This window comes from Microbacterium sp. BDGP8, assembly GCF_029991045.1.
Lineage (GTDB): Bacteria > Actinomycetota > Actinomycetes > Actinomycetales > Microbacteriaceae > Microbacterium > Microbacterium plantarum.
Genome location: NZ_CP120712.1, coordinates 2,840,858 through 2,865,231, shown reverse-complemented (window position 1 = coordinate 2,865,231; position 24,374 = coordinate 2,840,858). Strand labels below are relative to the sequence as shown.

Here is a 24,374-nt window from a genome sequence, read left to right as displayed (position 1 = left end):
ACCGGTTCACCGTTGAACCGGTTCACCCGAAAGGCATCATGGCCACTATCACCGACGTCGCCCTCGCGGCGGGCGTATCCCGGGCGACCGTCTCGTATGTGCTGTCGGGCAAACGAACGATCTCCGAGCCCGTCTGCCAGCGCGTCCGGGAGGCCGTCGAGTCGCTGGGCTACACCCCGAATGCCGGCGCACGCGCGCTGGCGACATCGCAGACCAAGGTGCTCGCCCTGATGGCGAGATTCCTCTCCGACGAGTTCGCGCCGGCCATGCTCGAGTTCATCAGAGCGGTGACCGACGGCGCTCGTGATCTGGGCTACGACACCCTGCTGGTGTCGGACGAAGACGGCGTCGCGGCGCTGCGGCGACTCGCGGCGTCTCGCATGGTCGACGGGATCGTGCTGCTCAACGTCGGCGAGAACGACGACCGGCTTCGCGTCCTGGTGGAGATCGATCAGCCCAGCGTCCTCATCGGGTCGCCGGGCGACCCCGCGGGCCTCATGGTCTTCGATCTCGACTTCCGCTCGACGGGGCGACTGATGGTGCGTCACCTCCACGCCTTCGATCACCGCGAGGTCGTCCTCGTGTCGCAACCCCGCCACGTCGTCGACCGGGGCGGGGCCTACGTCTGGCGTCTGGCCGCCGGGGCGAAGGAGATGGCGGATCGGCTGGGCGTGACCCTGCACCGTCACCACGCTGCCGCATCGCAGCCGGACGTCGGCCGCCAGCTGCACGACATCCTCGACATGCACCCCGATGCGACCGGCATCCTGCTGAACAACGAGGCCGCCGCGGCGGCGCTGCCGTTCGTCCTGCGGGAACGCGGCCTGCGCGCGCCCGACGACGTCTCGGTCATCGGGCGGTACTCGGACGACTTCGCCCGCGCGTTCTCGCTGCCGTTCACCGCGATCGACAGTGCCGCCGGAGAGCTCGGGCGCCGCGCCGTGGCGCAGCTCGTCGGCGCCATCGAGGACGCCGCGCCCCGCGACGCCCACCTCCTGCTTCCGCCGGTCGTCATCGACCGCGGCTCGGTCGCGCAACCGCCGCAGCCGTGACGACCCGCTCCTGTTCCCACCCCCCGCACGACCCGAACTCCACCGTTCCGAAGAGAGGCAACGACATGACCCATCCACGATCGCGCCACCTGCGCAGACGCGTCACCGCCGTGACCACCGCATTCGCGGTCGGCGGCGGCCTCGCGCTGACCGGCGCCGCCCTGCCCGCCGCGGCCGCGGCGCCCGAACCCGACCTGCACTATTCGATGGACGGCGTCGCCGACGGCGTGGTTCCCGACTCGTCGGGCAACGGCTGGAACGGTGCACTCTCGGGCGCGGCAACCACGATCGCGGGACCCGACGGCGCCGCGCTCGACCTGAGCGGCGGATCCATCCGCATCCCGCGCGACCCCATCGCCGGGGCGACGGACCTCAGCGTCACGACGCGGGTTCGCTGGGACGGCGGCGCGAACTGGCAGTGGCTCTTCGGGATCGGCACCGACAACCAGAAGTACCTCTTCTTCACGCCGCAATCGGGCGACGGCAACCTCCGCACGGCCATCACACGTGCCAGCGGCGGTGCCGCCGAGAAGCAGATTTTGGGCTCGAACCCCCTCCGCGTCGGCGACTGGGTAGACCTCGCCTTCACCCTCGACACCGACGCCGACGAGCTGACCGCGTACATCAACGGCACGGAACTGGCCACCACCACGACCGACATCACCCCCGGCGAACTCGTCACGGCGACGTCGGAGTTCGGCGGGTCGATCGGCCGGTCGTTCTACCCCGATCCGGCCTTCGACGGAGCCGTCGACGACTTCCGCATCTACCGGGCGGCGCTCACCGCGTCCGACGTGGCGGAGATCAGCCGAACCGCGCAGCCCACGCTGCAGTCGCTGACGCAGCAGGTCTTCACCGCATCCACGCGGATCGGCGAAGCTCCCGCGCTTGCACCGGCGGTTCGCGGAGCGTTCTCGGACGGCTACGCCCGAGACATCGCCATCGACTGGGAAGACGTCCCCGCCGAGCGCTACGCCGAACCCGGCACCTTCACCGTGTCGGGCGTCGCGGCAGGCCAGAGCGTCCGCACCGACGTGACCGTCGCCCGGGGCGAGCTCACGGTCGACCTGTCGGCGCGCACCGGCGAATTCCAGGGCGGCGCGTCGGGCCTGCTCTACGGCCTCTACGGCGACGGCATGCCGACCGACAACCTCATCGAGGGGATGAACGTCCGCTCGGTCGCGACCAAAGCGCAGGACGGCGGCCAGCACCCCGGGTCGGACGCACTGGAGATCCTGCCGAACCTCGCCCGCGCGGGCGGCGACGTCTACCTCCGCATCACCGACTACTACCGCGGCTTCCCTTATCAGGTGCCGGGCAGCACGCCCGAAGAGCGGCGCGCCGACTACACCCAGCGTCTAAACGACCAGCTCGAGATGATCGAGCAGTTCGCCGCGGTCGACGACACCCAGCGCGGCTACGTCGCCGATCACCTCGTCATCGAGCCGTTCAACGAGCCCGAGGGCAACATGTTCAGCAACCGCAACGTGCCGTGGTCGCTGTCGGGCAACGTGTCGTGGCTCGATGACCCCACCGTCTACTTCGCGATGTGGGACGACACCTACCGCACCATCCGCGACTGGTCGGAGCGCACCGGCATCCCGCTGCGCATCGCCGGCCCGGGAACCGAGCACCTCTTCGCACAGGTCGAGGGGTTCCTCCGCCACACGGTGCAGGCCGACACCGTGCCCGACATCGTCACCTGGCACGAACTGTCGCACCCGCAGGCCATCCGCGAGTCGGTGGCGCGCTACCGCGGCTGGGAGGCCGCGGCATTCGCCGGCACCGCCTGGGAGGGCGAGCCCCGTCCGATCAACATCAACGAGTACGCGTTCAACTACCACACCTCGGTCCCGGGCCAGATGGTGCAGTGGATGTCGGCGATCGAAGACACCAAGGTCGAGGCGATGATCGCCTTCTGGAACATCAACGGCAACCTGTCGGACTCGGCGGTGCAGCAGAACCGCGGCAACGGGCAGTGGTGGCTGTACAACGCCTACGCGCAGATGAGCGGTCAGTCCGCCACCGTCACCCCGCCCTCACCCGGGGTGAACTACACGCTCCAGGGCGTGGCCTCCATCGACGACGACAAGCGCGTCGCGCGAGCGCTCGTCGGCGGTGCCAACGGCAGCGCGCCCGTCGACGTCACCGGCATCTCGAGCGAGACCTTCGGAACGTCGGTGCGCGTCCAGGTGCGCGAGATCGGGTGGACCGGGCAGATCGGCGACTCGTCGGAGCCGCGGCTCCTGAGCGACCGGGTGGTCGCCGTCGAGAACGGGACGATCACCGTGCCGTTCGGCCGTGACGGGCTGCCGGCGATGACGGACTCCGATGCCTACGAGATCGTCGTCACCCCCGGCGAGAACGCGCAGCCGATCGACGTCGCCGCCACCTGGCGGGGCTCGTACGAGGCGGAGGATGCCGCCCTGACCGGCGACGTGACGCGCAACGGTCCCGAGGGATCGCCGAACGCCGTGGGCAACTACTTCACCTCGGGGGCCTACAACATCGGCGGGTTCCGCACGGGCGCCGATTCGACCGCGGTCTTCACCGTCGAGGTGCCCGAGGACGGCTCGTACGACCTGTCGGTCTTCTCGAGCAGCCTCAACACCGACCCCGAGATCGCCGACAACGGCCCGACGAACGTGTTCCTCACCGTCGACGGCGGCAGCGAACAGGAGATCCACCTGCCCCTCAGCTACCGCTGGGTCGTGTGGGACCACGCTGACACCCGGGTCGAGCTGAGCGCCGGACGTCACGAGATCGCTCTCTCGACCTCGAGCGTGGACGGATCGCGTTCGACCCAGGGTGACGCCATCATCGATCGCATCACGCTGGAGACGACCGAGGCGGCCCCGAGCACCGTGTACGAGGCCGAGCACTCCGACCACAACGGCGAGGTGTCGGTGCAGAACCCCGGTTCCGTCGTCCTCGACGCCGCGGACTCGGCGACCTTCTGGGTCTACAGCGACACCGACGGCGAGGCCTACCTCGAGGTCGCGGGCGCGGGCGGCGGAACGGTCAGCCTCAACGGTGACGACATCCTCGACCTCTCGCGCGCGGGAGCGGCCAACGTCCAGCTGCAGGGCGGCGTGAACAAGATCGTCGTGCGCGGTGCGGCATCCCTCGACAAGATCACCGTCTCGGGCTCACGCGACAAGATCGAGCACCGCACCTACCAGGCCGAGGACGGAGCACTCGCCGGGACGGCGACGGTCGTCGAAGCCGACCTCGCCGACGGCGGCGCGGCGGTCGACGGCATCGGCGGCGAGCCGGGTAACGACAACACGCTCACGTTCACGGTGGATGCCGCCGAGGCGGGTCCGCACGCGGTCGTCGTGCGGTTCTCGAACCCCGAGCAGGTTCCGGCCACGCACTACAACCCGAACCCGATGGCCCGTCACGCCGACATCTCGGTCAACGACGGCGCCGCGCAACGAGTGCTGTTCGTGCCGACCTTCCACCGCAACAACTTCTGGGAGCGCACCCTGGTGCTCGACCTCGCCCAGGGGCAGAACCAGATCCGGTTCGCATCGTCGGAGCAGCCGAACTTCGATGGCGAGACCTTCGCCGAGGACAACTTCCCCGGCATCCCGTTGCGGGCGGAGCTGTCTCCGATCATCGACCGGATCGTCGTGTCGGCGCTCACGGCGTCCGCCGGCTCGACCCCGGACCCGGACCCGGAGCCGGAGCCGGAGCCGACGCCCGGGCCCTCGACCCCGCCGACCCCCGGCCCCACGGCGGGACCGACGCCGAGTTCGACGACGCAGCCGACGACCTCGAAGGCTCCGACGTCAGCGGAGCTGACGGAAGCGACGCGCGACTCGGTGTCGGGTCCGACGACGCTCGTGCGCGGTGAGACGGTGAGAATCACCGTCGGAACCGCCGCGGCCGGCCGAGACGTGTCGGGCTGGCTGCTCTCGACGCCGAGCGCGCTCGGATCGGGAACCGTCGCCGCGGACGGAACCGTCTCGCTCCGCGTGGCCAGCGACGCGCCGCTCGGCGAGCACCGTCTCGCGATCACCGGCGCGGACGGCCGCGTCATCGGGTGGTACGGGGTGACCGTCGTCGAGCCGGGATCGCTGGCGGCCACGGGCGGCACGTTCGCCCTCGGTGCCTGGGTGCTCGGCGGCGCCGCGCTCGTCGGCGCGGGTGCCGCGCTGGCGCGGTCTCGCCGACGTCGCCTGAGCTGACCCGGTCGTCGTCAGGGGGTGCGCACGCAGACCGCGCGCCCCTGACGGCGCGCCTCGGCGCCGGCGCGCCGCGCCCCGATTTCGAGCTGTTTCGAAATCACCGAAAAGCATTGCGGTCGCATGGGCGGGCTGGATAGCGTGCCATCCACGCACGTCTCCGGTCCACCTTTTCGGCGGGCCGGCCGGCGCTGTTTGACCCCGCCGCACCCCGTTTCTCTCCGCGGCACCCGTCGCTCCGGTCGAAGGAGACCGTCATGCCCCGCTCGCTTCCCCGCCGCGCATCGGCCGCCCTCATCGCGGGTGCCGTCGTCGCCGGTCTCGCCGTCGCCGTGCCGGCCCCCGCGGCCACCGCGCTCGACAACCCGATCCTCGGCGACGGCTCGGTGTACTCGGCCGATCCCGCCACGCTCGTCGTCGACGACACCCTCTACGTCTACGCGGGGCGCGACGAGGCGGGGCCGACCACGAACGACTTCATCATGAACGAGTGGCAGGCCTTCTCGACCGCGGACGTCGGCGGCGGAGAGTGGGAGCGGCATCCCGCGCTCATGCGTCCCGAGCAGGTCTTCGACTGGGCGACACCCGGGCGCGCGTACGCCGGACAGGTCGTCGAGGGCGCCGACGGCCGCTTCTACTGGTACGTGCCCGTGCACGAAGCCGGCAGCGACTCGCCCGACCCCTTCGGCATCGGCGTCGCGGTGTCGGACACCCCCCTCGGCCCCTGGACCGACGCGGTCGGGGCGCCGATCGTGTCGCAGGAGATCCTCGGCAACGACGCCCACAACATCGACCCGACCGTGTACGTCGCGAGCGACGGGCGCGTGTGGATGTACTGGGGCAGCTTCGGCCGGCTGTTCGCGATCGAGCTCGGCGCCGACATGACCAGCCTCATCGGTGAGCCCACCGCCATCACGAGCGGCGTCGACGGGTTCTTCGAGGCGGCGTGGCTGTTCGAGCGCGCCGGCACCTACTACCTCGCCTACGCCGCGAACACGGCCGGCCCCGACAGCTGGTGCACGCCCGCGGTCTACCACGCGTGCATCGCGTACTCGACGGCGCCCGGACCGCTGGGGCCGTGGACATCGCAGGGCCGCATCCTCGCGCCGGTCTCGTCGACGACCAGTCACCCGGCGATCACCGAGTTCCAGGGGAAGTGGTACATGGCGTACCACACGGCCGACGCCGAGGGCGGCAACCACTTCCGCCGCTCGGTCGCCGTCGATGCCCTGCGCTGGGACGACTCCGTCACCCCCGCCCGCATCCTGCCGGTCGTCCCGACGCTCGGTGCCGAGCAGGTCGAGACCCCGAGCGCGAACGTCGCGCCGCAGGCGACGGCCTCGGCATCGAACGAGCCGATCCCTGCGCAGTACTGGATCGCCGCGCTGAACGACGGAATCGTCCGCCCGAACCCGCTGCCGCCGGACATGTGGGGCTCGTACGACGGCGACCGTGCCGCGGCGGAGTGGATCCAGTACGACTGGACCGAGCCGGTGCGCATCGACCGGTCGACGATCCAGTTCTGGAGCGACCGTGAACCCGGCAGTGGCGACGGTGTCTCGGCCCCCCGCGCCTGGAAGCTGCAGTACTGGCAGAACGGCGGGTGGCGGGATGTCGAGGGAGCGAGCGGATACCCCACGACGACGCGCACGCCGATCGAGGTGACCTTCGCCCCCGTGACGACGACGCGCCTACGGGCTGTGCTCGACGCCGCGCCGGGAACGGGCGCGACGCCGCGCTACTCGGCCCTGGCGGTGGAGGAGTGGTCGGTCGATGCCGTGGCCGCCGACGGCTACGGCCCGGCGTCTACCCGCACCGCCGTCGGCGAGGCGCCCGAGCTGCCCGAGACCGTCGAGCTGCGCTACGGCGACGAGCGCGTGCCTGCTCCGGTGCGCTGGGATGCCGTCGACCCGGCGGCATACGCGCAGCCGGGCACGTTCACGGTGAGCGGCGTGGCCACGGGCTATGCGGCTGCGCGCGTCGAGGTCACGGTGACCGTGATCGACCCGAGCGACGCCGGCGAGCCCGACGTGACCGCGCCGGTGCTGCAGCTGACGGCCCGCGGCGCGGAAGGTGCCGACGGCTGGTTCGTCGGTGCCGTGACGGTCCGTGCCGAGGCGACCGATGACCGCGACGTGCGCTCGAGCATCGCGGTGTCGGTCGACGGCGGCGACTGGACGACGACGTCGGACGTTCGACGCGTCGACACCACGATCGAGACCGACGGTATGCACACGGTCTCGGCGCGGGCAACGGATGCCGCGGGCAACGTCTCGGCCGAACAGGCCGTCTCGGTGCGCGTCGACCGCACCGCCCCCGTGGCGACGGGTGTCGTCGACGCGCAGGCGCGCACGGTCGCCGCCGCCGCGACGGACGCGGGTTCGGGGCTCGCGAGCCTCGAGTACGCGGTGGACGAGCCGACGGGTTGGCAGCCGTACGGCGCCCCGATCGCCGCCCCCGACCTCGAGCGCCACGTCGTCTACCTCCGCGCGACCGACGCCGCAGGCAACGTGTCGATGCCGGTGCCGGTGACGATCCCGCGCTCGCCCGACGCTCCGCTGACGGGCAACGTCGCGCCGTTCGCCGCGGTGACCGCGTCGTACGCATCGCCGTGGGCGCCCGTCGACGCCGTCGTGGACGGTGCCCTCGGTGGCGCGTCGTGGGGCACGTGGCCGCGTGTCGGCGAGCAGTGGCTGCAGCTGGCCTGGGACCGCCCCGTCACCCTCGACCGTGCGGCCGTGGTGTTCGCGCGGGATGCCGCCGACGACCAGAACGCCGGTCTCATCCCCCCGCGCTCGTGGGTGCTGCAGTACCGCGATGCCGCCGGCGCGTGGCACGACGTCGAGACCGACGACGTCTACGAGCGGTCGACGACCGATCGCAACGAGGTGCGCTTCGCTGCGGTCGAGACCACGGCGCTGCGCGCGCTGATGCAGTCGTGGGGCGCGGCCGAGGCGGGAGGCTCCGTTGCGGCGCACGAGTTCGAGGCCTGGACCGCCGAGGTCACGGAGCCCGTCGACACCACCGCCCCCACCCTGAGCTTCGACACCGCCGACGTGGTGCCGGCCTCGGGCTGGTTCCGGCAGCCGGTGCGTTTCGCCGGCGCCGCCGAAGACGACGCGGATGCGGCACCGGCGGTGCGCGTTCGCATCGACGGCCAGGCCTGGCAGCCGTTGTCGGATGACGTCGTGGTGGCCGATGACGGCATCCATCTCGTCGAGGCCGAAGCCGTCGACGCGGCGGGCAACGTCTCGGACCGCGTCGCGGTGACGGTGCGGATCGACACGGTCGCCCCGGAGGTGCGGGGCTCGGTGAGCGAGGACGAGGAAGGCTTCCTGGTCGACCTGCAGGCCACCGATGACGGTTCGGGGGTCGGCGTCGTCGAGGTGCGCTCGGGCGATGCCTGGGTGCCGGTGCGCGGCGGCGAGCTGCGCGTGGCGAGAGACGGCACGGCGCGCGCACCCCTCGACGGCGTGCTGCGGTTGCCGCGCGGCGGGGGCGCCGTCGACGTGGTGTTCCGCGCGACCGATGTCGCGGGCAACGTCTCGCCGGACCGCTCGCTGCGGGTCGAGACCGGTTCCACCGGGACCGATGAGCCGGGCGTGCCCGGAGTCCCGGGAGGGCCCGGCACCCCCGGCGTGCCGAACGTCCCGGGCGGCGCCGGGGGCGGAGCCGGGACCGGTGTCGCCGGTCCGGGAACCGTGCGCGCAGACGCGAAGCCGAGCGGTCGCCTCGCGAACACCGGTGCCGAGGTGCCGACGGGGCTGGCGGCGGGGGCGCTGCTGCTGCTCCTGGCCGGCGGCGGTGTTCTCCTCCCGCGCATGCTCCGCACCGCCGACGGCGTCGGAGCACGGCCGCGGACCCGCACCGGACGCGCGGGATCATGACGGTCGGCGCCCGCCGCGCGACGGCCGCGAGCCGTCGCACGGCCGCTGTCCTCAGCGCGGTCCTCGCCATCAACGCCGCGGTGCTCGCGGGGGCCTCGCCCGCTGTGGCCTCGCCCGTGCGGGCCGAGGCCGGGCCGGGGTTCGTCGATGTCGACGTCCCGGCACGCGCCGACATCCGTGATCACCGGGTGACGATCGCGCTCCTCGCGCCGCAGGGCTCGGAGCCGTCGTTCGCGGCGGACGAGGCGCGGCGCTCGCTCGAGCTCGTCGACGAGTTCTACGACCGTGAGACGAACGGCGCGATCCGCTTCGAGCTCGAGCAGCTCCTCGACTGGCAGAGCGTCGACCAGCCGATCGGATGCAGCGACACGGCCGGTCTGCATCAGTGGCTGCGCGAATTGATCGGCTGGCAGGGCGGAGCGGCCCGGCACCTCGTCATCATGGTCCCGCCCGGTGACCCGTGCCCCACGTGGGCCAACGGTGAGCAGCCCGGTGATCCCGACGACGGCGGCGGGACGTTCCAGCCCGGGCCCGACCCGTATCTGCTCGCGCACGAGCTCGGTCACAACCTCTCACTGGCTCACGCGTCCAGCATCCGCTGCGACACGGGCTGGGACTATCCCGCCGGCGTGGAGTGCCCGCGCGACGAGTACGGCAACCGGACCGACATGATGGGCGGCGCCTGGTCGTTCCTGCCGCTGTCGAGCCCGACCCTGGCTCGCCTGGGCGTGCTCCCGAACGTTCGCGAGCCGGTGTGCGGCGATGCCCGCACGGCGGTGCTCGACAGCCTGGGAGCCGGGACCCCCGCATCCCGGACGCTCACCTGGACCGACCCCGAGAACCCCGACGCGCGGTACTGGGTGCAGTACAGCGACGCGTCCGACCCGGTGAGCGGCGACGGTGCCTGGCCGAGCCCGTGGCAGGCCGAACGGACCGTGTCGGGCGTTCAGATCCTCCGCTCGAACCCCGCGCAGCCGTACGGCGGTGACCTGCTGGAACGGCCGGGCGACACGACCGAGGCGAACGAGTTCGTCACGGCGGGCGAGACGGTCGCGCTCAACTCCGGGATGACCGTCCGCGTCGACGAGATCGATGAGATCGCGCACCGGGCCACGGTGACCGTCACCGTGCCGTGCGCCGACCCGACGACGGTGCGCGACATTACCGGTTCGGCCGTGGCGACCGCGTCGTACGTGCCTGAGTGGTCGAGCGCGGCTGCCGCCGTGGACGGCGACCCGGGCAGTATGTGGAGCTCATGGCCGCGGGTGGGCGAGCAGTGGCTCGAGCTCACGTGGGGCGGCCCGGTCACCGTGGAGCGGGTGTCGGTCGCCCTCGCGCGGGATGCCGCAGACGACGAGGCGCGGGGGCTCATCCCGCCGCGTGCCTGGCGCGTCGAGCGGTGGGATGCGGCCACCGGCCGGTGGCTCGCGGTGGCGGGCGCCACGTTCACGCCGTCCCGCGACGAGTCGCCCGGCGAGGTGGCGTTCGAGCGTGTCACGACCTCGGCGATCCGGCTCGTCTTCGATGCCTGGGGTGAAGCCGAGTACACCGGATCGACGGGAGTCGCCGACATCGCCGTGTTCGGCGGGAAGGCCCCGCCCCTGGTCGACCCCGAGCCGCCGGTCGTGGTGGACCCGGAGCCGCCGGTCGTCGTCGACCCGGAGCCGCCCGTGGTGGTGGAGCCGGAGCCGCCGGTCGTCGTGCCGGGCGGGTCGGCGGTGCCGGGCGGATCGGCGGTGCCGGGCGGATCGAGCGCCGGCACGGCCCGCGGCGCGGCATCCGGGGTTCGCTCTCTCGCGGCGACCGGTGGCGCTGCGCCGTCGGCGGCGATCGCCGTCGCGGCGCTGCTTACGGTGCTCGCCGGCGGCGGCGCGATGCTCGCGCGACATCGCACACCGTCACGCCCGCGCGTGCAGACGACGAGCCCGCCGCACCTGGCAGACTGAACGCCGACAGAAGGGCGGCGGATGCCACGACACCCGCTTCTCGACGAGGCCCGCTCCGCGTGGCGACGCCGGGAGACCGAGACCGCGGTCCGCGCCGCACTCACCGCACATGCCGCCGGGGATGCCGACGGCCTCGCACTGGCCTGCTCGATCGGGATGCGCGGCTACCGCGCCGACCTGCTCGCCGCCCACCGGGACGACGTGGCTGCATTGCCGGAGGGGATTCTGCGCGAGGGCGTGCTCGCGATGCTGCAGATCGGCGACGGCGACCTCGACAGCGCTGTGGCCCGCATCGTCGCGCTCGCCGAGGTGCCGCTCGCGTCGGTGCCGGGGCCCGTCGCCGGGGATCCGCTCGAGGGCGAGGGGATGCTGCTGCCGCTGCTGCTGTCCTACGTCGCGACCGGCTGCGTCGCATCGGCGTCGTGGGTGCCGGCGCGACGGTGCATCGACGCGGCCCGGGCGGTCATGGCCGCGGCATCCGCTGTCGAGGGCCGGGTCGCGGCCCCGGAGCACGTGGCCTTCGACCTGCTCGGTCTCGACGCGATGGTCGAGCAGCACACGGCAGCGGGGGATGCCGCGCGGCGTGCCCTCATCGAGACCCTGGCGCCGCTGCGGATGCGCAACAGCCTGTCGCCCGCGCATGCGCTCGCCCTCGTGAGCCTCGGCAGCGTCGAGCACCTGTCGGGCCGGCTGGGGGAGGCGGCGCTCAACCTCGCGCGCGGTGCGCGCCTCGCACCCGCGTGGCGGCCCGGGGTGCGCCTGCACGCCGAGGTCGAGCTCGCGTTCGTCCGCGTACGCCAGGGGCGGTGGCGCGAGGCGGCCGAGGCGGTGCGCGCGACGGCTCCGCCGACCGGGTCGATCGAGCACGACTGGCTCGAGCCCCAGGCGCTCGCGGTGCACGGGCTCTTCCTCGCCCTCCGCGGCGACATGGACGCGAGCCGGCCCGTGCTCGACCGAGCCGCGCTGCTGTGCCGCGACACCCCGTCGTTCCTCGCGCAGATCGTGATCACGCACGCCCGCATCATGATGGCGATCTCGCTCAGCGACTGGCCGGCGCTGCGGCGCGCGCTCGAGGATGCCGCCGAGCCCGGGTACCGGCATCCGTACCGCGTCGACGAATGGCGGATGCTGAACCTGCTCGCCTCGTGGCACCTCGGCCGGGTCGACGAGGTACGACGCGGCGTGGCCCTGTGGACCGCCCAGCCCGGAGCCGACCAGAGTGCGTACGCCTGGGCCTTCGTGTCGATCCTGGCGGAGCACGACGAACGGTACGCCGAGGCGACGAAGGCGGTCGACCGGGCCCTCGCGCTGCTGACCCTCGACCACGACCCGCTCGGGCGGGCCTGGGTGCGCGTCGTCGCCGGCATCCACTACAGCCTCTTCGGTGCGCACGGCCGGCCGGATCCGCGGCGCGCGCTCGTCGTCTACGAAGACGCCAGTGCCGAGCTGCAGGAGCTCGGCGCGGGCGGGCTGGCGAGGCGGTACGACGAGGCGGTCGCCGCGACGACGACGGAGATGCAGCGCGGATCGAGCGGCGGCGAGCCCGCGGCGCGGCTGACCGAGCAGCAGCGGAAGGTCGCTGACGCCGTCGGACAGGGGTACACCAGCGGCGAGATCGCCGGCCTGCTGCACCTCTCGAAGCGGACCGTCGACTACCACGTGGCCAACATCATGCGCCGCCTGGGGGTGTCGAGCCGCCGCGAGATCGCCCGCGTGCTCGGCGGGCGGCGCTGAGGTCTGCGCGGTGCGCGGTGCGCGGTGCGCGGTGCGCGGTGCGCGGGTGCGCGGATGCAAGGGATCGTGTGCGAGGCGCCGGGGATGCGGCATCCGGGTCGGGGTGTCGGATCGGATGCCTTGCATCGCGGCACGGGCGGCTGGCTGACACGCAGGGGCTATCTCTAGGTATATAGAGATAGCATGCGGTCATGCAGCCGCTCACACGCATCACCCCGGCGACCGTCGATGTGCTCGAGGCTCTGATCAGCGAGTCCGAACCGGTGTGGGGGCTTCGCATCGTCAACCGCACCGGCCGGCCCGCGGGCAGCGTGTACCCGATCCTCGAGCGCCTCGAGTCGATGGAGTGGGCGACCTCCGAGTGGGAGGTCGACCCGAATCGCAGCGGGCCCCGGCGGCGGCTGTACCGCCTGACGCCGGAGGGTCTCGTCGCAGCCCGCGCCGCCGTCGATGCGCATGAGGTGCGGATGCAGCGCCGCCGAGCGCGTCGGCAAGAGCCCGAGCCCGGACGCGGCCGGGGCGACGCGAGGGGAGTGATCGCATGAACCTCGACCTTGTCCTTCGGGCGGTGAGCCGGACGATGCCGGTTGCGTCGCGGGCACGTCATCTCGAGCAGTGGCGGGCGGATGTCGCCGGGGCTCACGAAGCCGGGGTGCGCCGGGGGGATGTCGTGCGCGGCGCGATCGCGGTCGCCCTCAGCGCGGACCGTGACTCCCCGGTGCTGACCGGCGAGCCCCGAGGCACGGCTTCGCGCCGGCTGAGCCGGCGGGGTGTCACGCTGCTCGCCGCGGTCGGGGCGACGTCGGCCGCGCTGTGGATGACCGGGGATCTCACCTCCCCGGAGGTCGCCATACCGGCTGTGGTCGAGATCGCGCTCGCCGCCGGCCGTTCCGCGCTCAGCGTGCTCCTGTTCGGGGGAGTGCTGCTCGCCATCGCCCTCTTCATCGGCGCGGCCGCGCTGTCGCGGTCGGCGGTCGTGAGGTTCGCGTTCGCCGCCACCGCGCTCGGCATCCCCGTGCTCGCGCTCGCCGCGGTTCGCCCCGTGGCGGCTGGGGTGAGCGCGGCGGGCGTCGGCCTCACCGTCGGCGGTGCCGCGATCGGGCTGGCCGGCGCCTGGCGATCGATGCCGCTCGCCCTGGAGGACCGCTCCGCACCGCTGGCTCGACGGCGGCCGGTCGCGATCGCGGGGCTCGTGTCCGTCACGGCGTTGCTCGTGCTCGGCGCCCTCGATCTGCTGGTGTGGAATCCGCTCGCCAAGGTGCCCGGCTACGAGTTGGACGCCATCTACGCCGCGATGATCGCGGCCGACGGGTTCGACCCGGCGTTCGCTGCGGGGGCGGTGGCTGTGTGGGTCGGGGTGTGGCTGGTGGCGGCGGCCGGTGTGACTGTCGGCTCGCTGACGAGGGGCGGGGCGTGGCTGACGCCCCGCCGGCTCGGCATCCTGTACCTCTCGATCATCGGGGCCGCGCTGTTCCTGCGACTGTTCGCCGGATTCTCGATCGGGATGTCGATCGCCGACACCTTCGCCACCTCGGGCGGTGACGTCTCGGCGCTGTCGCAGGCCTTCCACCTGATCGGGCCGCTCAGTTTCGCCGCGGCGCTTCTCCTCTTCGGCTGGGCCCCGGCCGGGCGTCGGACGACGGGCGTGCCGGTCGCCGCGACCTGAGCCCGGGCGCCCCGGTGCGCGGTTGCACCCGGTGCGCGGTTGCAGGGGATCGCGGGCGACTCGCCGGGGCAGCGGCATCCGGACCGGGGCGTCGGATCGGATGCCTTGCATCGCGGCACGTCGCGGCACGCGGCACGGGCGCGGGGCGTCAGGCGGCTTCGGCGGCGATCCGCATGCGCGAGAGGAAGTCGACGAGCACGGCGGCGGAGCCGGCGGGCATGTCGGCGATGACGTCCTCGACGCGGTGCTGCACGTCCGTACCCGACTGGCGCAGGTTCTCGACCGGGCGATCACCGAGCGTCACGAAGACCTTGCGACGGTCGGACGGATGCGGCTGGCGCCGCAGATACCCGGAACGCTCGAGGCGATCGAGCATCGCGGTCGTGCTCGCGGACGAGATCCCGAGCTCCTGGGTGATGTTCGACGGGGTCAGCGCGACGTCGCGATCCTGCGCCTCGATGAGCTTCTCGAGCGCGATCAGGTCGTTCTCGCACACGAGCATCGAGTCGCGCAGCCGCAGCCGGATGGCGCCCTCCGCGGCCTCATACGCCCACAGCGCGTCGAGGACTGCCGATGCCGACGATGTCTCACCCTGCACTGCCATGACGACTCCCCGTGTTGATCGACCTAGCGGCTCAGTCTGTCCGAGCATCCGGCCGAAGGGGAGCCCTTCCCGTGGGAGCGCTCACCTGGTATGGGCGAAGGAAGGTGAGCCTCAGTGGACCGAGAAACCGCCGTCCACGGCGATCGACTGGCCGGTCACATAGGCCGAGCCCGGGCCGGCCAGGAAGATCGCCGCGGCGGCGAAGTCGTCCGGCACGCCGTTGCGCCCGACGAAGGTGCGAGCGGCCAGCGCGTCGACGACGTCGGGGTTGCTCGCGAGGCGCTCGTTGAGGCGAGTGAGGACGAAGCCCGGGACCAGCACGTTCGAGGTCACCCCGGATGCCGACCACGCCTCCGCCTGCGAGCGGGCGAGGCCCTCGAGGGCGGCCTTCGACGCGCCGTAGGCGCCGCTCGATGCGAAGGCGCGGCTCGCCTGCTGCGAGCTGATGGAGATGATGCGGCCGTACCCGCGCTCGATCATCCCGGGGGCGAATCGCTGGCCCAGGATGAAAGGGGCGTCGAGGTTGACCGCCATCGTGGCATCCCAGGCGGGCTCGTCGAGTTCGAGGAGGGGAGGGCGGATGTTGATGCCCGCCGAGTTCACGAGGATGTCGATGTCGCCGGCCTGATCGGCGAGCTCGTGGCAGCCGGCACGGGAGGACAGGTCGGCGACGATCCCCGACGCGAGCCCGCCCTCGGAGCGGATCTGCCCGACGGTCTCGTCGATCAGGTCACGACCGCGGGCCGCGACGATGACCTCTGCCCCCGCGGCGGCCAGCGCCTCGGCGATTCCCCGGCCGATGCCGGAGCTCCCGCCGGTCACGAGGGCGCGTCGGCCGGAGAGCCCGAAGAGGCTGTACAGATCCATGCGTCCAGCGTACGGAGCGAAGCTGTGTTCGTATAACGCCCTGGCTAGGATCGAAGATCTGTTCTATCCTCGGTTGTCATGACCGACACGACGAGCGCCCACGACGTCACCCTCTGGCTCGTCGACGACGTCCCGGCGCGGATGTTCTACGCGGGCAGGCGATGGAGCGTGAGCGACATCCCGACCCGCCTCCGCGACTCGGTCTGGTCCCTCGCCGCCGACGACGATCGGCGACGGGGGCTCTACGGATGGCGCTTCCAGGCGACGGATGCCGACGGCGAGGCGTTCGTGTTCGACGTCTACTGCGGCGAGGGAGGCTGGCGCGTGCACCGGGCCTACGCCTGAGGTCCGGGGCCGCTCCGCCGTCTCACATCGATCAGATGACGCTGAGCTGCTCGAGGAACTCGTCGGCCATCGCGACCTGCCGGGTCAGCTTCTCGCGCCGCTCGGTCGCGCCTGCCCGGATCGTCTCGAGGCGGGCGCGCAGCTCCTCGTCGGCGGGAGCGGCGGTGAGGGCGTCGACGACGTCGAGCAGTTCGCGCATCTCGTCGAGGCTGTAGCCGAGCGGCTTCATGCGGCGGATGAGCAGGATGCGGGCCACGTCGTCCTCCGTGTACAGCCGGAAGCCGCCGTCGGTGCGCGCGGACGGGGTGACGAGGCCGATCTCGTCGTAGTGGCGGAGCGTGCGGAATGACAGCTCGGTGCGCTCGGTCACCTCTCCGATGCGCATGGTCACCTCATCGCGATTCGACATCAAACCTCACGTTACGTTAGATTCTCGTCGGCGCCGATCTGCGCCGCCCCCTCATTCTTCCTGCGTCCGACAGCCGGCGCTGCGCGGGCTGCGCGACCACTCCGCCCGCGCGATCGCCCCGCCCGCGTCGTCGGGCGCCGACCGAAAGGCACCGAGTGACCGCCGTCACCCCCGCCCGCGACAGCGCCGCGCGCTATCGCATCGAACCGACCGTCCTGCAGGCTCTGCGCAGCCCTCGACTGCTGACCCGCGAGGTGCTGGCGGGGCTCGTCGTCGCCCTCGCGCTCATCCCCGAGGCGATCGCGTTCTCGATCATCGCCGGAGTGGATCCCCGCGTGGGGCTCTTCTCATCGTTCATCATGGCGGTCGCGATCGCCTTCCTCGGTGGCCGCCCGGCGATGATCACGGCTGCGACGGGGGCGATCGCGCTCGTCATCGCGCCCGTCGTGCGCGAGTACGGCATGGACTACTTCATCGCCACCGTGCTTCTCGGGGGCGTGATCCAGATCGTGCTGGCGGTGCTCGGCGTCGCGAAGCTCATGCGGTTCATCCCGCGGTCGGTGATGGTGGGATTCGTCAACGCGCTCGCGATCCTCATCTTCCTCGCGCAGATGCCGCAGCTCTTCGGTGACGGCATCCCGTGGCTCGTCTGGCCGCTCGTCGCCGCGGGGCTCATCATCCTCGTCGCGCTGCCGCGGCTGACGAAGGTGATCCCGGCCCCGCTCGTCACGATCGTGCTGCTCACGGCGGCGGTCGTGGCGTTCGGCTGGCAGGTGCCGACGGTCGGCGATCAGGGCGAGCTGCCCTCGAGCCTGCCCGAACTGTTCGTGCCCGACGTGCCGCTCACCCTCGAGACACTGCGCATCATCGCGCCGTACGCGCTCGCCATGGCGGTCGTGGGTCTGCTCGAATCGCTCATGACCGCCAAGCTCGTCGATGACATCACCGACACTCACTCGCGCAAGACGCGCGAGGCTCTCGGCCAGGGCGCAGCCAACATCCTGTCGGGCGCGTTCGGCGGCATGGGCGGGTGCGCCATGATCGGGCAGACCATGATCAACGTGAAGGCGTCGGGGGCGCGCACGCGCATTTCGACGTTCCTCGCCGGGGTCTTCCTGCTGATCCTCGTGCTCGCGCTCGGCGACGTCGTCGCGATCATTCCGATGGCGGCACTTGTGGCCGTCATGATCATGGTCACCGTGGCGACCTTCGACTGGCACAGCATCCGTCCGGCGACCCTCCGGCGGATGCCGAAGAGCGAGACGGCCGTCATGCTCATCACCGTCGTGGCGACGGTGTGGACCCACAACCTCGCGATCGGCGTCATCCTCGGAGTCATCGCCGCGATGGTGATGTTCGCTCGTCGCGTCGCCCATTTCGTCACCGTCACGCGAACCCTCGACGCCGTCGGTGACGAGCCGGTCGCCCGATACGAGGTCGTCGGCGAGCTCTTCTTCGCCTCGAGCAACGACCTCACCACGCAGTTCGCGTACGCCGACGATCCCGCCCGCGTCGTCATCGACATGACCCGCTCGCACGTCTGGGACGCCTCGACGGTGGCCGCGCTCGACGCCGTCGTGAACAAGTACGAGCGGCACGGCAAGACCGTCGCGATCGAGGGACTCAACGCGACCGCATCCGCTCTGCACGGCCGCCTGAGCGGCAACGTCGTCGGCGGGCACTGACCCGCGGCCGCGCGGTTGCGGGCGGTTCGGTCAGTACGCGGTGAACGACACGAAGGATGCCGGACCGAATCGTCCGGTGGTGGGGTCGAGGTAACGCAGCCCCAACGTCACCGGTCCGGCGGTCGGCACCGAGAACCGCGAGGTGTACCGGCCGTCGGCATCGAGCGCCATCGGCTGATCGCGCCACGGCACCGCCTCGCCCACGCGGGCACGCTGCATCTGGAGATTCGGCTGTCCCGTCGCGGCCAGATCGAAACCCGCTGCGGTCGCGGGAGGCGGCGTGGTAGTGGGGCTCGGAGCGGGCGTAGGTCGCATACGCCTCGTACGAGAAGCCGTCGCAGACGATGGTCGCCGTGACGGCCTCACCGTGCGACTTGTCGGTGACGAGGATGAGGCGGGCGGGCGCCCCCTCGCGGCTGGTCGTGCCCGACGAGCACACGAAGCCGACGTCGCCGCGCTGCCATGACCGCTTGCGGGCGTTCGGCCAGCCCCACGCGACCGTGAGAGTTGCGCCGTCGATCTCGATCCATGACGGACGGATGGCATCCCGAGCGGCCTGCTGACCTCGTGCCCGCGTGCGACCGAGCGGCCACCGCGCGGGAGCGGAACCTGATCGTGCCGACCCGGGTGGGCGGCTCGGCGGACGCGGGGGTGAGGCTCGCGGTCGCGGTCGCGGCTGCGGGTGCGGGCTCCGGCGCGCGGCCGGTCGCGCCGAAGGGAAGTGCGGGTCCGGGTGCCCGATTCCGAGGGGGCCGGACGGGCGTTCATCGCAGGGTGCATGTTGATGGGACGCTCGAGGCGACGGATCGTGACGCGGAAACCCGAAAAAGTTGCGGGGGGAGCCTCGTCGGATGAGATTCGGACCGAGACTGATGGCCTGGCTCGGGGATGCTGGATCGTGGTTTCGTCGATTCCTCCCCAATCGGTCGAGCGAACCGCGTTCTCGCATCGAAGATAAGTTCGACCCGAATGTCGTAACCCGCTGCGACAATGGGAACATGACATCGAACAGCGGTCGCAGGCTCGGAGGCGAAGGCGCCTCGGGTGGGTCGTCGCACGCCGCGGCTTTCGCGGGGTTCGCTGAGGCCCTCGACCTCTTTCATGTCGGGGATGTCGCGCGAATGCGGGCGTTGGCGGAGCTGGGCAGGTCGGCTCTGCGTGAGGCGCGTCGCGACGGGGTACGAGGTATGGCGTCGGACATGGAGCTGCGTTCGGTCGCAGCCGAAGCCGCCGGGATGGCGCGACTCACCGACCGGCGCCTGCAGGGTGAGATCGACCACGCGATGACCGTCATCGATGACTACCCGGCCGTGTTCGAGGCGTGGGCCCAGCGGCGGATCGAACGTGGCCACGTGGATGTGGTCGTGCGGGTCGGCGCGAGGGTGCCCGCCGAGGTGCGCGATTCGTTCGCGGAGGCGGCGATCGCGGTGTGTGAGCGGGATGTGCCCTCCCGGGTGCGGGCAGCGTTGGATGCATTGGCGGCCCGGTTGCATACACAGAACTTCACCGAGCGACACAAGGCCGCGGCGGCGGAGCGGTGCGTGCGGGTCTTCCACGGCACGGACGGGATGTCGAACCTCGTCGCCAACCTCCCGACGGTCATCGCCGCCGGGATGCTCGACCGACTCACCCAGATGGGACAGTCGGTGAAGGATGCCCGGGCGGAGAGTGATGCCGCCGACACGCGGACGATGGATCAGCTCCGCGCAGACATTCTGGGCGACCTCGTCCTCGGCGGGGCGCCGGTGGTGGACCCGACGTATGGGATCGATCGGGCCGGTGGGCTGGGGGCGATCCGGGCACGCGTGCAGGTCGCCGTCACCGCCGAGACGCTGATGGGGCGTGACGAGAACCCCGCCGAAGCGGTGGGCGCTGCGCCGATCGATGCCGATACGGCGCGCGAGCTCGCCGGGCAGGTCAGCGAGTGGGACCGGTTGTTCATCGACCCGGTCACCCGAACCCCGATGGAGATCGACACCTACCGACCCACGGCTTCGATGAAGAAGCTCCTGATGGCACGGGATCAGCACTGCCGATTCCCCGGATGCCGCCGGGCCGCGATCCGCTGCGAGATCGACCACACGATCGACTACGCCCTCGGCGGGCACACCCACATCTTCAACCTCGCCCACCTCTGCCAACGACACCACTCCATGAAGCAATTCACGAAATGGGAAGTCCGACAGGTCGGCGGAGGAGTTCTCGAATGGACCTCACCCCTCGGCCGGGTCTACCGCGAAGACGTCCCCATACCGGCGGTGTGCTTCACGATAGACACCGCGGATCCGCCACCGGATGCCGCACCCGGCGGACCGCCGCCGGACGAACCGCCACCGTTCTGAGCCTGCCCCCGGACTCCGCGCACGAATGTTGGGAAGTCGCGTCACGATTCGGGCTTCGGGCATCCCCTCCATGAGCGCATCGCGTGTGCTCGGGCTCGACTCGCTGGGGTCGCTGTTCGCTGCGGTGGCCGAGACCTACGCGGTGGCCGGACGTCCGCGTGACGCTGGGCTGTACTCCTCGAGGCCCTCGCCGTCGCCGACACCCTGCTGGGAGCCGGAACTCTCGACGCGACCGTACGCGCAGCATGCCGCAGCCACGGCGGAAGCGATCGCGCTCGTCCTCCGCGGCGACCCCGCCGAGGCGACCCTCGCGCAAGGATCGGCTCGGCGTCCGCCTGGCTCATCACGCCGGCGACGTCATCGCGCCATTCATCAGCGTGCCGCGAGAGAAACTGGCCCCGCTACGAGACCGCCTCCGCGAGCGCCGTCCCGACCTCGCCGCCGCGGTTGCCGACGCGACGGAGGAATTCCACCGGCGGGAACCACGCGCGTCACAGGCGCTGCCTGCCCTGACACCCCGCGAGCGATCCGTCGCCTCGGTGATGCGAGGCGGCAAGACCTATGGCGAGATCGCCGGGGAGTTCACGGTCTCCATCAACACGATCAAGTCGCAGATGCGGTCGCTGTTCGCCAAGCTCGGCGTATCGACGCGCGATGAGGCCGTCGTCGTGCTCGAGCGTCACGGCTTCTATCTGTGAGCGGATGATACGCCCCGGCCCCGCGTTGCCCGCAGCCGCCTAGGCTGTGCCGGTGGGCAGATTCTTCTACGACAACGCGGCCAACTTCGTCGAGATCGACGACCGTGCGCTCGCGCATCTCCGGCTGGTCCTGATGACGAAGCTGCGGCGCGGCGAACCGCTGATGTTCGAGACGACCTCGCCGCACGGCACGAGCCGTCGCGATTTCTGGCTGCACCCCACGATCTCGGTCCAGTTCCAGTTCGCCGGCAGCCGCCAGCCGCAGATCAACCCGAAATGGATCGACGCCCTCATGGAATCGGCCAACAGCGCCGACGGTCTGCGGATGGTGCCCGAGCCCCAGAGCTGACGTTCTCCGTCTTAAGCGGCGCTTACGTTACGGTGCCAATCTCAGGCTCCGACGTGTTCTTCCCGCGGGTGACCGCCCGTTCATGGAACTGTCGAGTCAGAGATCGATGGGGCGGTACATGCAAGACGCTGGGGAGGGTCGGAAACTCGACCCTGATTGGTGGGCGACGGGGGTCGCCGGGGGGAACGTACCCGGCGGTCGCCTGCGCGGCGACAGCCGCACCGTGCAAGCCGGCGACGTCTTCGTCGCGCTCGGCCGAGACGAACGGGTCCGCGAGCACATCACGCAGGCGCTCGAGCGCGACGCGGCTCTCGTCCTGACCGACGCGAGCGTCACGCACGTCGATGCGCGGGTGCGCGGCATCCCGAACCTGGCCGCCGTGATCGGGCGGCTGGCCGACCAGTACACCGGTCGTCCGTCGGCCGACATGACATTGGTGGGCGTGACCGGCACGAACGGCAAGACCTCGACGGTGCAGCTCCTCGCGCAGAGCTGGGAGCTCCTCGGACGCCGCGCCGCCACCATCGGCACACTCGGAGCCGGCCTGTTCGGCGCTCTGGCGAAGACGTCGCTCACAACCCCGTCGGTGGTCGACATGCACGAGCTCCTCGCCGACATCCGGCGGGCCGGCGCCGACGTGGTCGCGATCGAGCTGAGCTCGCACGCCCTCACGCAGGGAAGGGTCGAGGGATGCCACTTCGACATCGCCGCGTTCACGAACCTCACCCGCGACCACCTCGACTACCACGAGTCGATGGAAGCGTACGGCCAGGCGAAGCAGGGCGTCTTCCGCCTTCCGGGTGTGCGCGCCGCGGTGCGGAACATCGACGACCCCTATGTCGCGGGCATCGCGCTCCCCGCGGGACTCGACGACGTCACCGTCTCGACGTCCGGCGCAGCGGCGGCGACGGTCCGCGCCGACGACATCCGGATGCGCGCTGACGGCGCCGACTTCACTCTCGCGATCCAGGACGACCGCTTCGAGGTAGCATCACCCCTCATCGGCCGGTTCAACATCGACAACCTCGCGATGACGGCGGGCATCCTCCGCGCACAGGGCGTCGCCCCCGGCGCCATCGCGCGGGCAGTGGGGGAGATCCGCCGGGTACCCGGACGCATGCAGGTCGTGTCGCCCGGCGCCGGCCCGCAGGTCGTCGTCGACTACGCCCACACGCCCGACGCCCTGCGGCAGGCCCTCATCGCCCTGTCAGGCGGCGCCGGCCAGCTGACCGTCGTGTTCGGCTGCACCGGCGACCGCGACCGTGGCAAGCGACCCGAGATGGCCGTGATCGCCGAAGAGCTCGCACAGACGATCATCGTCACCGACGACGATCTGCATCACGAAGACGGCGACGCGATCGTGGCCGACATCCTGGCCGGTTTCCGCTCGGTCGAGAACGTCCGCGTCATCCGCGATCGAGCGGCCGCGATCACGATGGCCGTCGCCCCCGCCGGTCCCGACGACATCGTCCTCATCGCCGGCAAGGGCCACGAGTCGGTGCAGATCATCGGCGACGACGCCGTCGCCTCCGACGATGTGTCGATCGCCACGGCCGCCCTCCGGGAATGGCGCGAGAAGCACGCCGCCGGAAGCGGCGACTCTCAGTTGCCGAGGGTCGAGGGCTCGCCCGCGTCGTTCTCCGCGGTGCTCTCCGACGGCTCGAAATGACCGAGTGACTTCTCCTGCAGGAAGGCGCAGAGCTCTGCAGCGATCTGGAGCTCGTGAGTCAGTGCGTTGAGCTCGTGACTGGTCAGGACGAGAGTGTCGGGCGCGCCCTCGATGGAGACGCACCAGTCGAGGTCGTCGCCCGCCGGCCGCGGCTCGATGTACACGGCGTTCGGCGCGTTCGTGAGCGGGACGAGGACGAGGCCCGTGTCGGCCCCGTCGGAACCGTCCTGCACCGCCACGCGCACCTCTTCGCCGGCGCCGCGAGCGTCGATGAACTCAGCGACCCAGTGCTCGAGGGTCTGCTTGCTGTGAAAAGGCACGTTCTCTCCCGGCCGTCGGCGCTCGTCAAACCGCCCGAGCGTAACACCTCCTCGGCCGGGAGAATCCCGGGCAGACCCGGATGCGACGGGTAGTTCGATTCATCGTCGTATCCAACCCGAAATGACGGGCGATCTCGTTCGATATATGACAAAATCCCACGTGATGAGCGATGACATCCCGCGGGTCCCCGTGCGGACCAAGACCCTCCTGGAGGAATGGGTCGCCGAGTTCCTCGAACAGGGGAAAGTTCCCGGCGTCTCGGTCAAGGTCGCCATCCAGGACGGGTCGGACGGGCTCGACACCGGACTCGTCATCGTGCACCTCGAGAATGCGCCCGCCGACGTCTACATGCAGCCGCGGGCGATCGACGACCCCGAGTGGGAGGCGACCCTCACCGCGCGGTCCGACGACCTCACCCTGACGCCCTATCAGATGGCCGGTCTTGCCGCCGAGGTCGCCTTCGCCGGCAACCTGTGCACGTTCCTGCAGTTCAAGTCGATCGAGTGGGACCGGATGTCGGGCATGCGCTGATCGCGCACGCCGAGACCTTTCCCTAGACCATCGCACCCTGCCTGGCAACAGGTGCGTTCCCGCGCGCTCGCGTGCCGAC

The 24,374-nt window shown here is 71.3% G+C and carries 19 protein-coding genes; 14 read left to right on the top strand and 5 right to left on the bottom strand.

The annotated features are described in order from the left end of the window. Positions 1–38 precede the first annotated feature (38 nt). From P6897_RS13780 to P6897_RS13750, 7 genes are all read left to right on the top strand, one after another. Positions 39–1,052 carry a LacI family DNA-binding transcriptional regulator gene (locus P6897_RS13780; RefSeq protein ID WP_282501505.1) on the top strand — a complete coding sequence of 338 codons (1,014 nt, stop codon included), beginning with the start codon at positions 39–41 and terminating at the stop codon, positions 1,050–1,052. Between the two features lie 65 nt (positions 1,053–1,117). Further along, positions 1,118–5,245: a LamG-like jellyroll fold domain-containing protein gene (locus P6897_RS13775; protein ID WP_282501504.1), complete on the top strand. Its 4,128-nt coding sequence runs from the start codon at positions 1,118–1,120 to the stop codon at positions 5,243–5,245. 254 nt (positions 5,246–5,499) lie between these two features. After that, positions 5,500–9,129, top strand: coding sequence for a family 43 glycosylhydrolase (locus P6897_RS13770; RefSeq protein WP_282501503.1), 3,630 nt, complete (start codon positions 5,500–5,502; stop codon positions 9,127–9,129). Then, positions 9,126–11,075 (top strand): discoidin domain-containing protein, encoded by a 1,950-nt coding sequence (locus P6897_RS13765; RefSeq protein WP_282501502.1) that lies wholly within the window; start codon positions 9,126–9,128, stop codon positions 11,073–11,075. The genes P6897_RS13770 and P6897_RS13765 overlap by 4 nt, the downstream gene beginning before the upstream one ends. A gap of 21 nt (positions 11,076–11,096) precedes the next feature. Next, positions 11,097–12,809, top strand: a complete 1,713-nt coding sequence (locus P6897_RS13760; protein WP_282501501.1) for a LuxR C-terminal-related transcriptional regulator — start codon at positions 11,097–11,099, stop codon at positions 12,807–12,809. A 191-nt stretch (positions 12,810–13,000) separates the two neighbouring features. Further along, a complete protein-coding gene (locus tag P6897_RS13755; protein WP_282501499.1) occupies positions 13,001–13,354 on the top strand; it encodes a helix-turn-helix transcriptional regulator in 354 nt (117 codons plus the stop codon). Then, positions 13,351–14,475 (top strand): hypothetical protein, encoded by a 1,125-nt coding sequence (locus P6897_RS13750; RefSeq protein ID WP_282501498.1) that lies wholly within the window; start codon positions 13,351–13,353, stop codon positions 14,473–14,475. The genes P6897_RS13755 and P6897_RS13750 overlap by 4 nt, the downstream gene beginning before the upstream one ends. A 148-nt stretch (positions 14,476–14,623) precedes the next feature. On the opposite strand, the gene P6897_RS13745 is transcribed toward P6897_RS13750, so the two are convergent. Next, positions 14,624–15,079, bottom strand: coding sequence for a MarR family transcriptional regulator (locus tag P6897_RS13745; RefSeq protein WP_282501497.1), 456 nt, complete (start codon positions 15,077–15,079; stop codon positions 14,624–14,626). A 111-nt stretch (positions 15,080–15,190) separates the two neighbouring features. After that, positions 15,191–15,946, bottom strand: a complete 756-nt coding sequence (locus P6897_RS13740; protein ID WP_274179390.1) for an SDR family oxidoreductase — start codon at positions 15,944–15,946, stop codon at positions 15,191–15,193. 78 nt (positions 15,947–16,024) lie between these two features. Here P6897_RS13740 and P6897_RS13735 point away from each other — a divergent pair, with 78 nt between their 5' ends. Next, positions 16,025–16,291, top strand: coding sequence for a hypothetical protein (locus P6897_RS13735; RefSeq protein WP_282501496.1), 267 nt, complete (start codon positions 16,025–16,027; stop codon positions 16,289–16,291). A gap of 31 nt (positions 16,292–16,322) precedes the next feature. On the opposite strand, the gene P6897_RS13730 is transcribed toward P6897_RS13735, so the two are convergent. Continuing rightward, positions 16,323–16,700, bottom strand: coding sequence for a MerR family transcriptional regulator (locus P6897_RS13730; RefSeq protein ID WP_274179388.1), 378 nt, complete (start codon positions 16,698–16,700; stop codon positions 16,323–16,325). Positions 16,701–16,855: 155 nt separating this feature from the next. On the opposite strand from P6897_RS13730, the gene P6897_RS13725 reads away from it, so the two are divergent. Beyond that, positions 16,856–18,385 (top strand): SulP family inorganic anion transporter, encoded by a 1,530-nt coding sequence (locus tag P6897_RS13725; RefSeq protein ID WP_282501495.1) that lies wholly within the window; start codon positions 16,856–16,858, stop codon positions 18,383–18,385. 30 nt (positions 18,386–18,415) lie between these two features. Here P6897_RS13725 and P6897_RS13720 read toward each other — a convergent pair whose 3' ends face one another. Beyond that, positions 18,416–18,604 (bottom strand): hypothetical protein, encoded by a 189-nt coding sequence (locus P6897_RS13720; RefSeq protein ID WP_282501494.1) that lies wholly within the window; start codon positions 18,602–18,604, stop codon positions 18,416–18,418. A 779-nt stretch (positions 18,605–19,383) separates the two neighbouring features. Here P6897_RS13720 and P6897_RS13715 point away from each other — a divergent pair. The 4 genes from P6897_RS13715 (at position 19,384) to P6897_RS13700 (ending at position 23,443) form a co-directional block, all read left to right on the top strand. After that, positions 19,384–20,727 (top strand): HNH endonuclease signature motif containing protein, encoded by a 1,344-nt coding sequence (locus P6897_RS13715; protein WP_282501493.1) that lies wholly within the window; start codon positions 19,384–19,386, stop codon positions 20,725–20,727. 377 nt (positions 20,728–21,104) lie between these two features. Next, positions 21,105–21,425 carry a helix-turn-helix transcriptional regulator gene (locus tag P6897_RS13710; protein ID WP_282501492.1) on the top strand — a complete coding sequence of 107 codons (321 nt, stop codon included), beginning with the start codon at positions 21,105–21,107 and terminating at the stop codon, positions 21,423–21,425. Positions 21,426–21,477: 52 nt separating this feature from the next. After that, on the top strand, positions 21,478–21,774 hold the full coding sequence (locus P6897_RS13705) for an ATP-dependent DNA ligase (protein ID WP_112617853.1): 297 nt from the start codon (positions 21,478–21,480) through the stop codon (positions 21,772–21,774). Between the two features lie 118 nt (positions 21,775–21,892). Beyond that, positions 21,893–23,443, top strand: coding sequence for a UDP-N-acetylmuramoyl-L-alanyl-D-glutamate--2,6-diaminopimelate ligase (locus tag P6897_RS13700; protein ID WP_282501491.1), 1,551 nt, complete (start codon positions 21,893–21,895; stop codon positions 23,441–23,443). Here P6897_RS13700 and P6897_RS13695 read toward each other — a convergent pair. After that, on the bottom strand, positions 23,377–23,763 hold the full coding sequence (locus tag P6897_RS13695; protein ID WP_282501490.1) for a hypothetical protein: 387 nt from the start codon (positions 23,761–23,763) through the stop codon (positions 23,377–23,379). The genes P6897_RS13700 and P6897_RS13695 overlap by 67 nt on opposite strands. Positions 23,764–23,926: 163 nt before the next feature. Between P6897_RS13695 and P6897_RS13690 the strand changes: the two genes are divergently transcribed. After that, positions 23,927–24,295 carry a hypothetical protein gene (locus tag P6897_RS13690; protein WP_112617855.1) on the top strand — a complete coding sequence of 123 codons (369 nt, stop codon included), beginning with the start codon at positions 23,927–23,929 and terminating at the stop codon, positions 24,293–24,295. Positions 24,296–24,374: the final 79 nt, after the last annotated feature.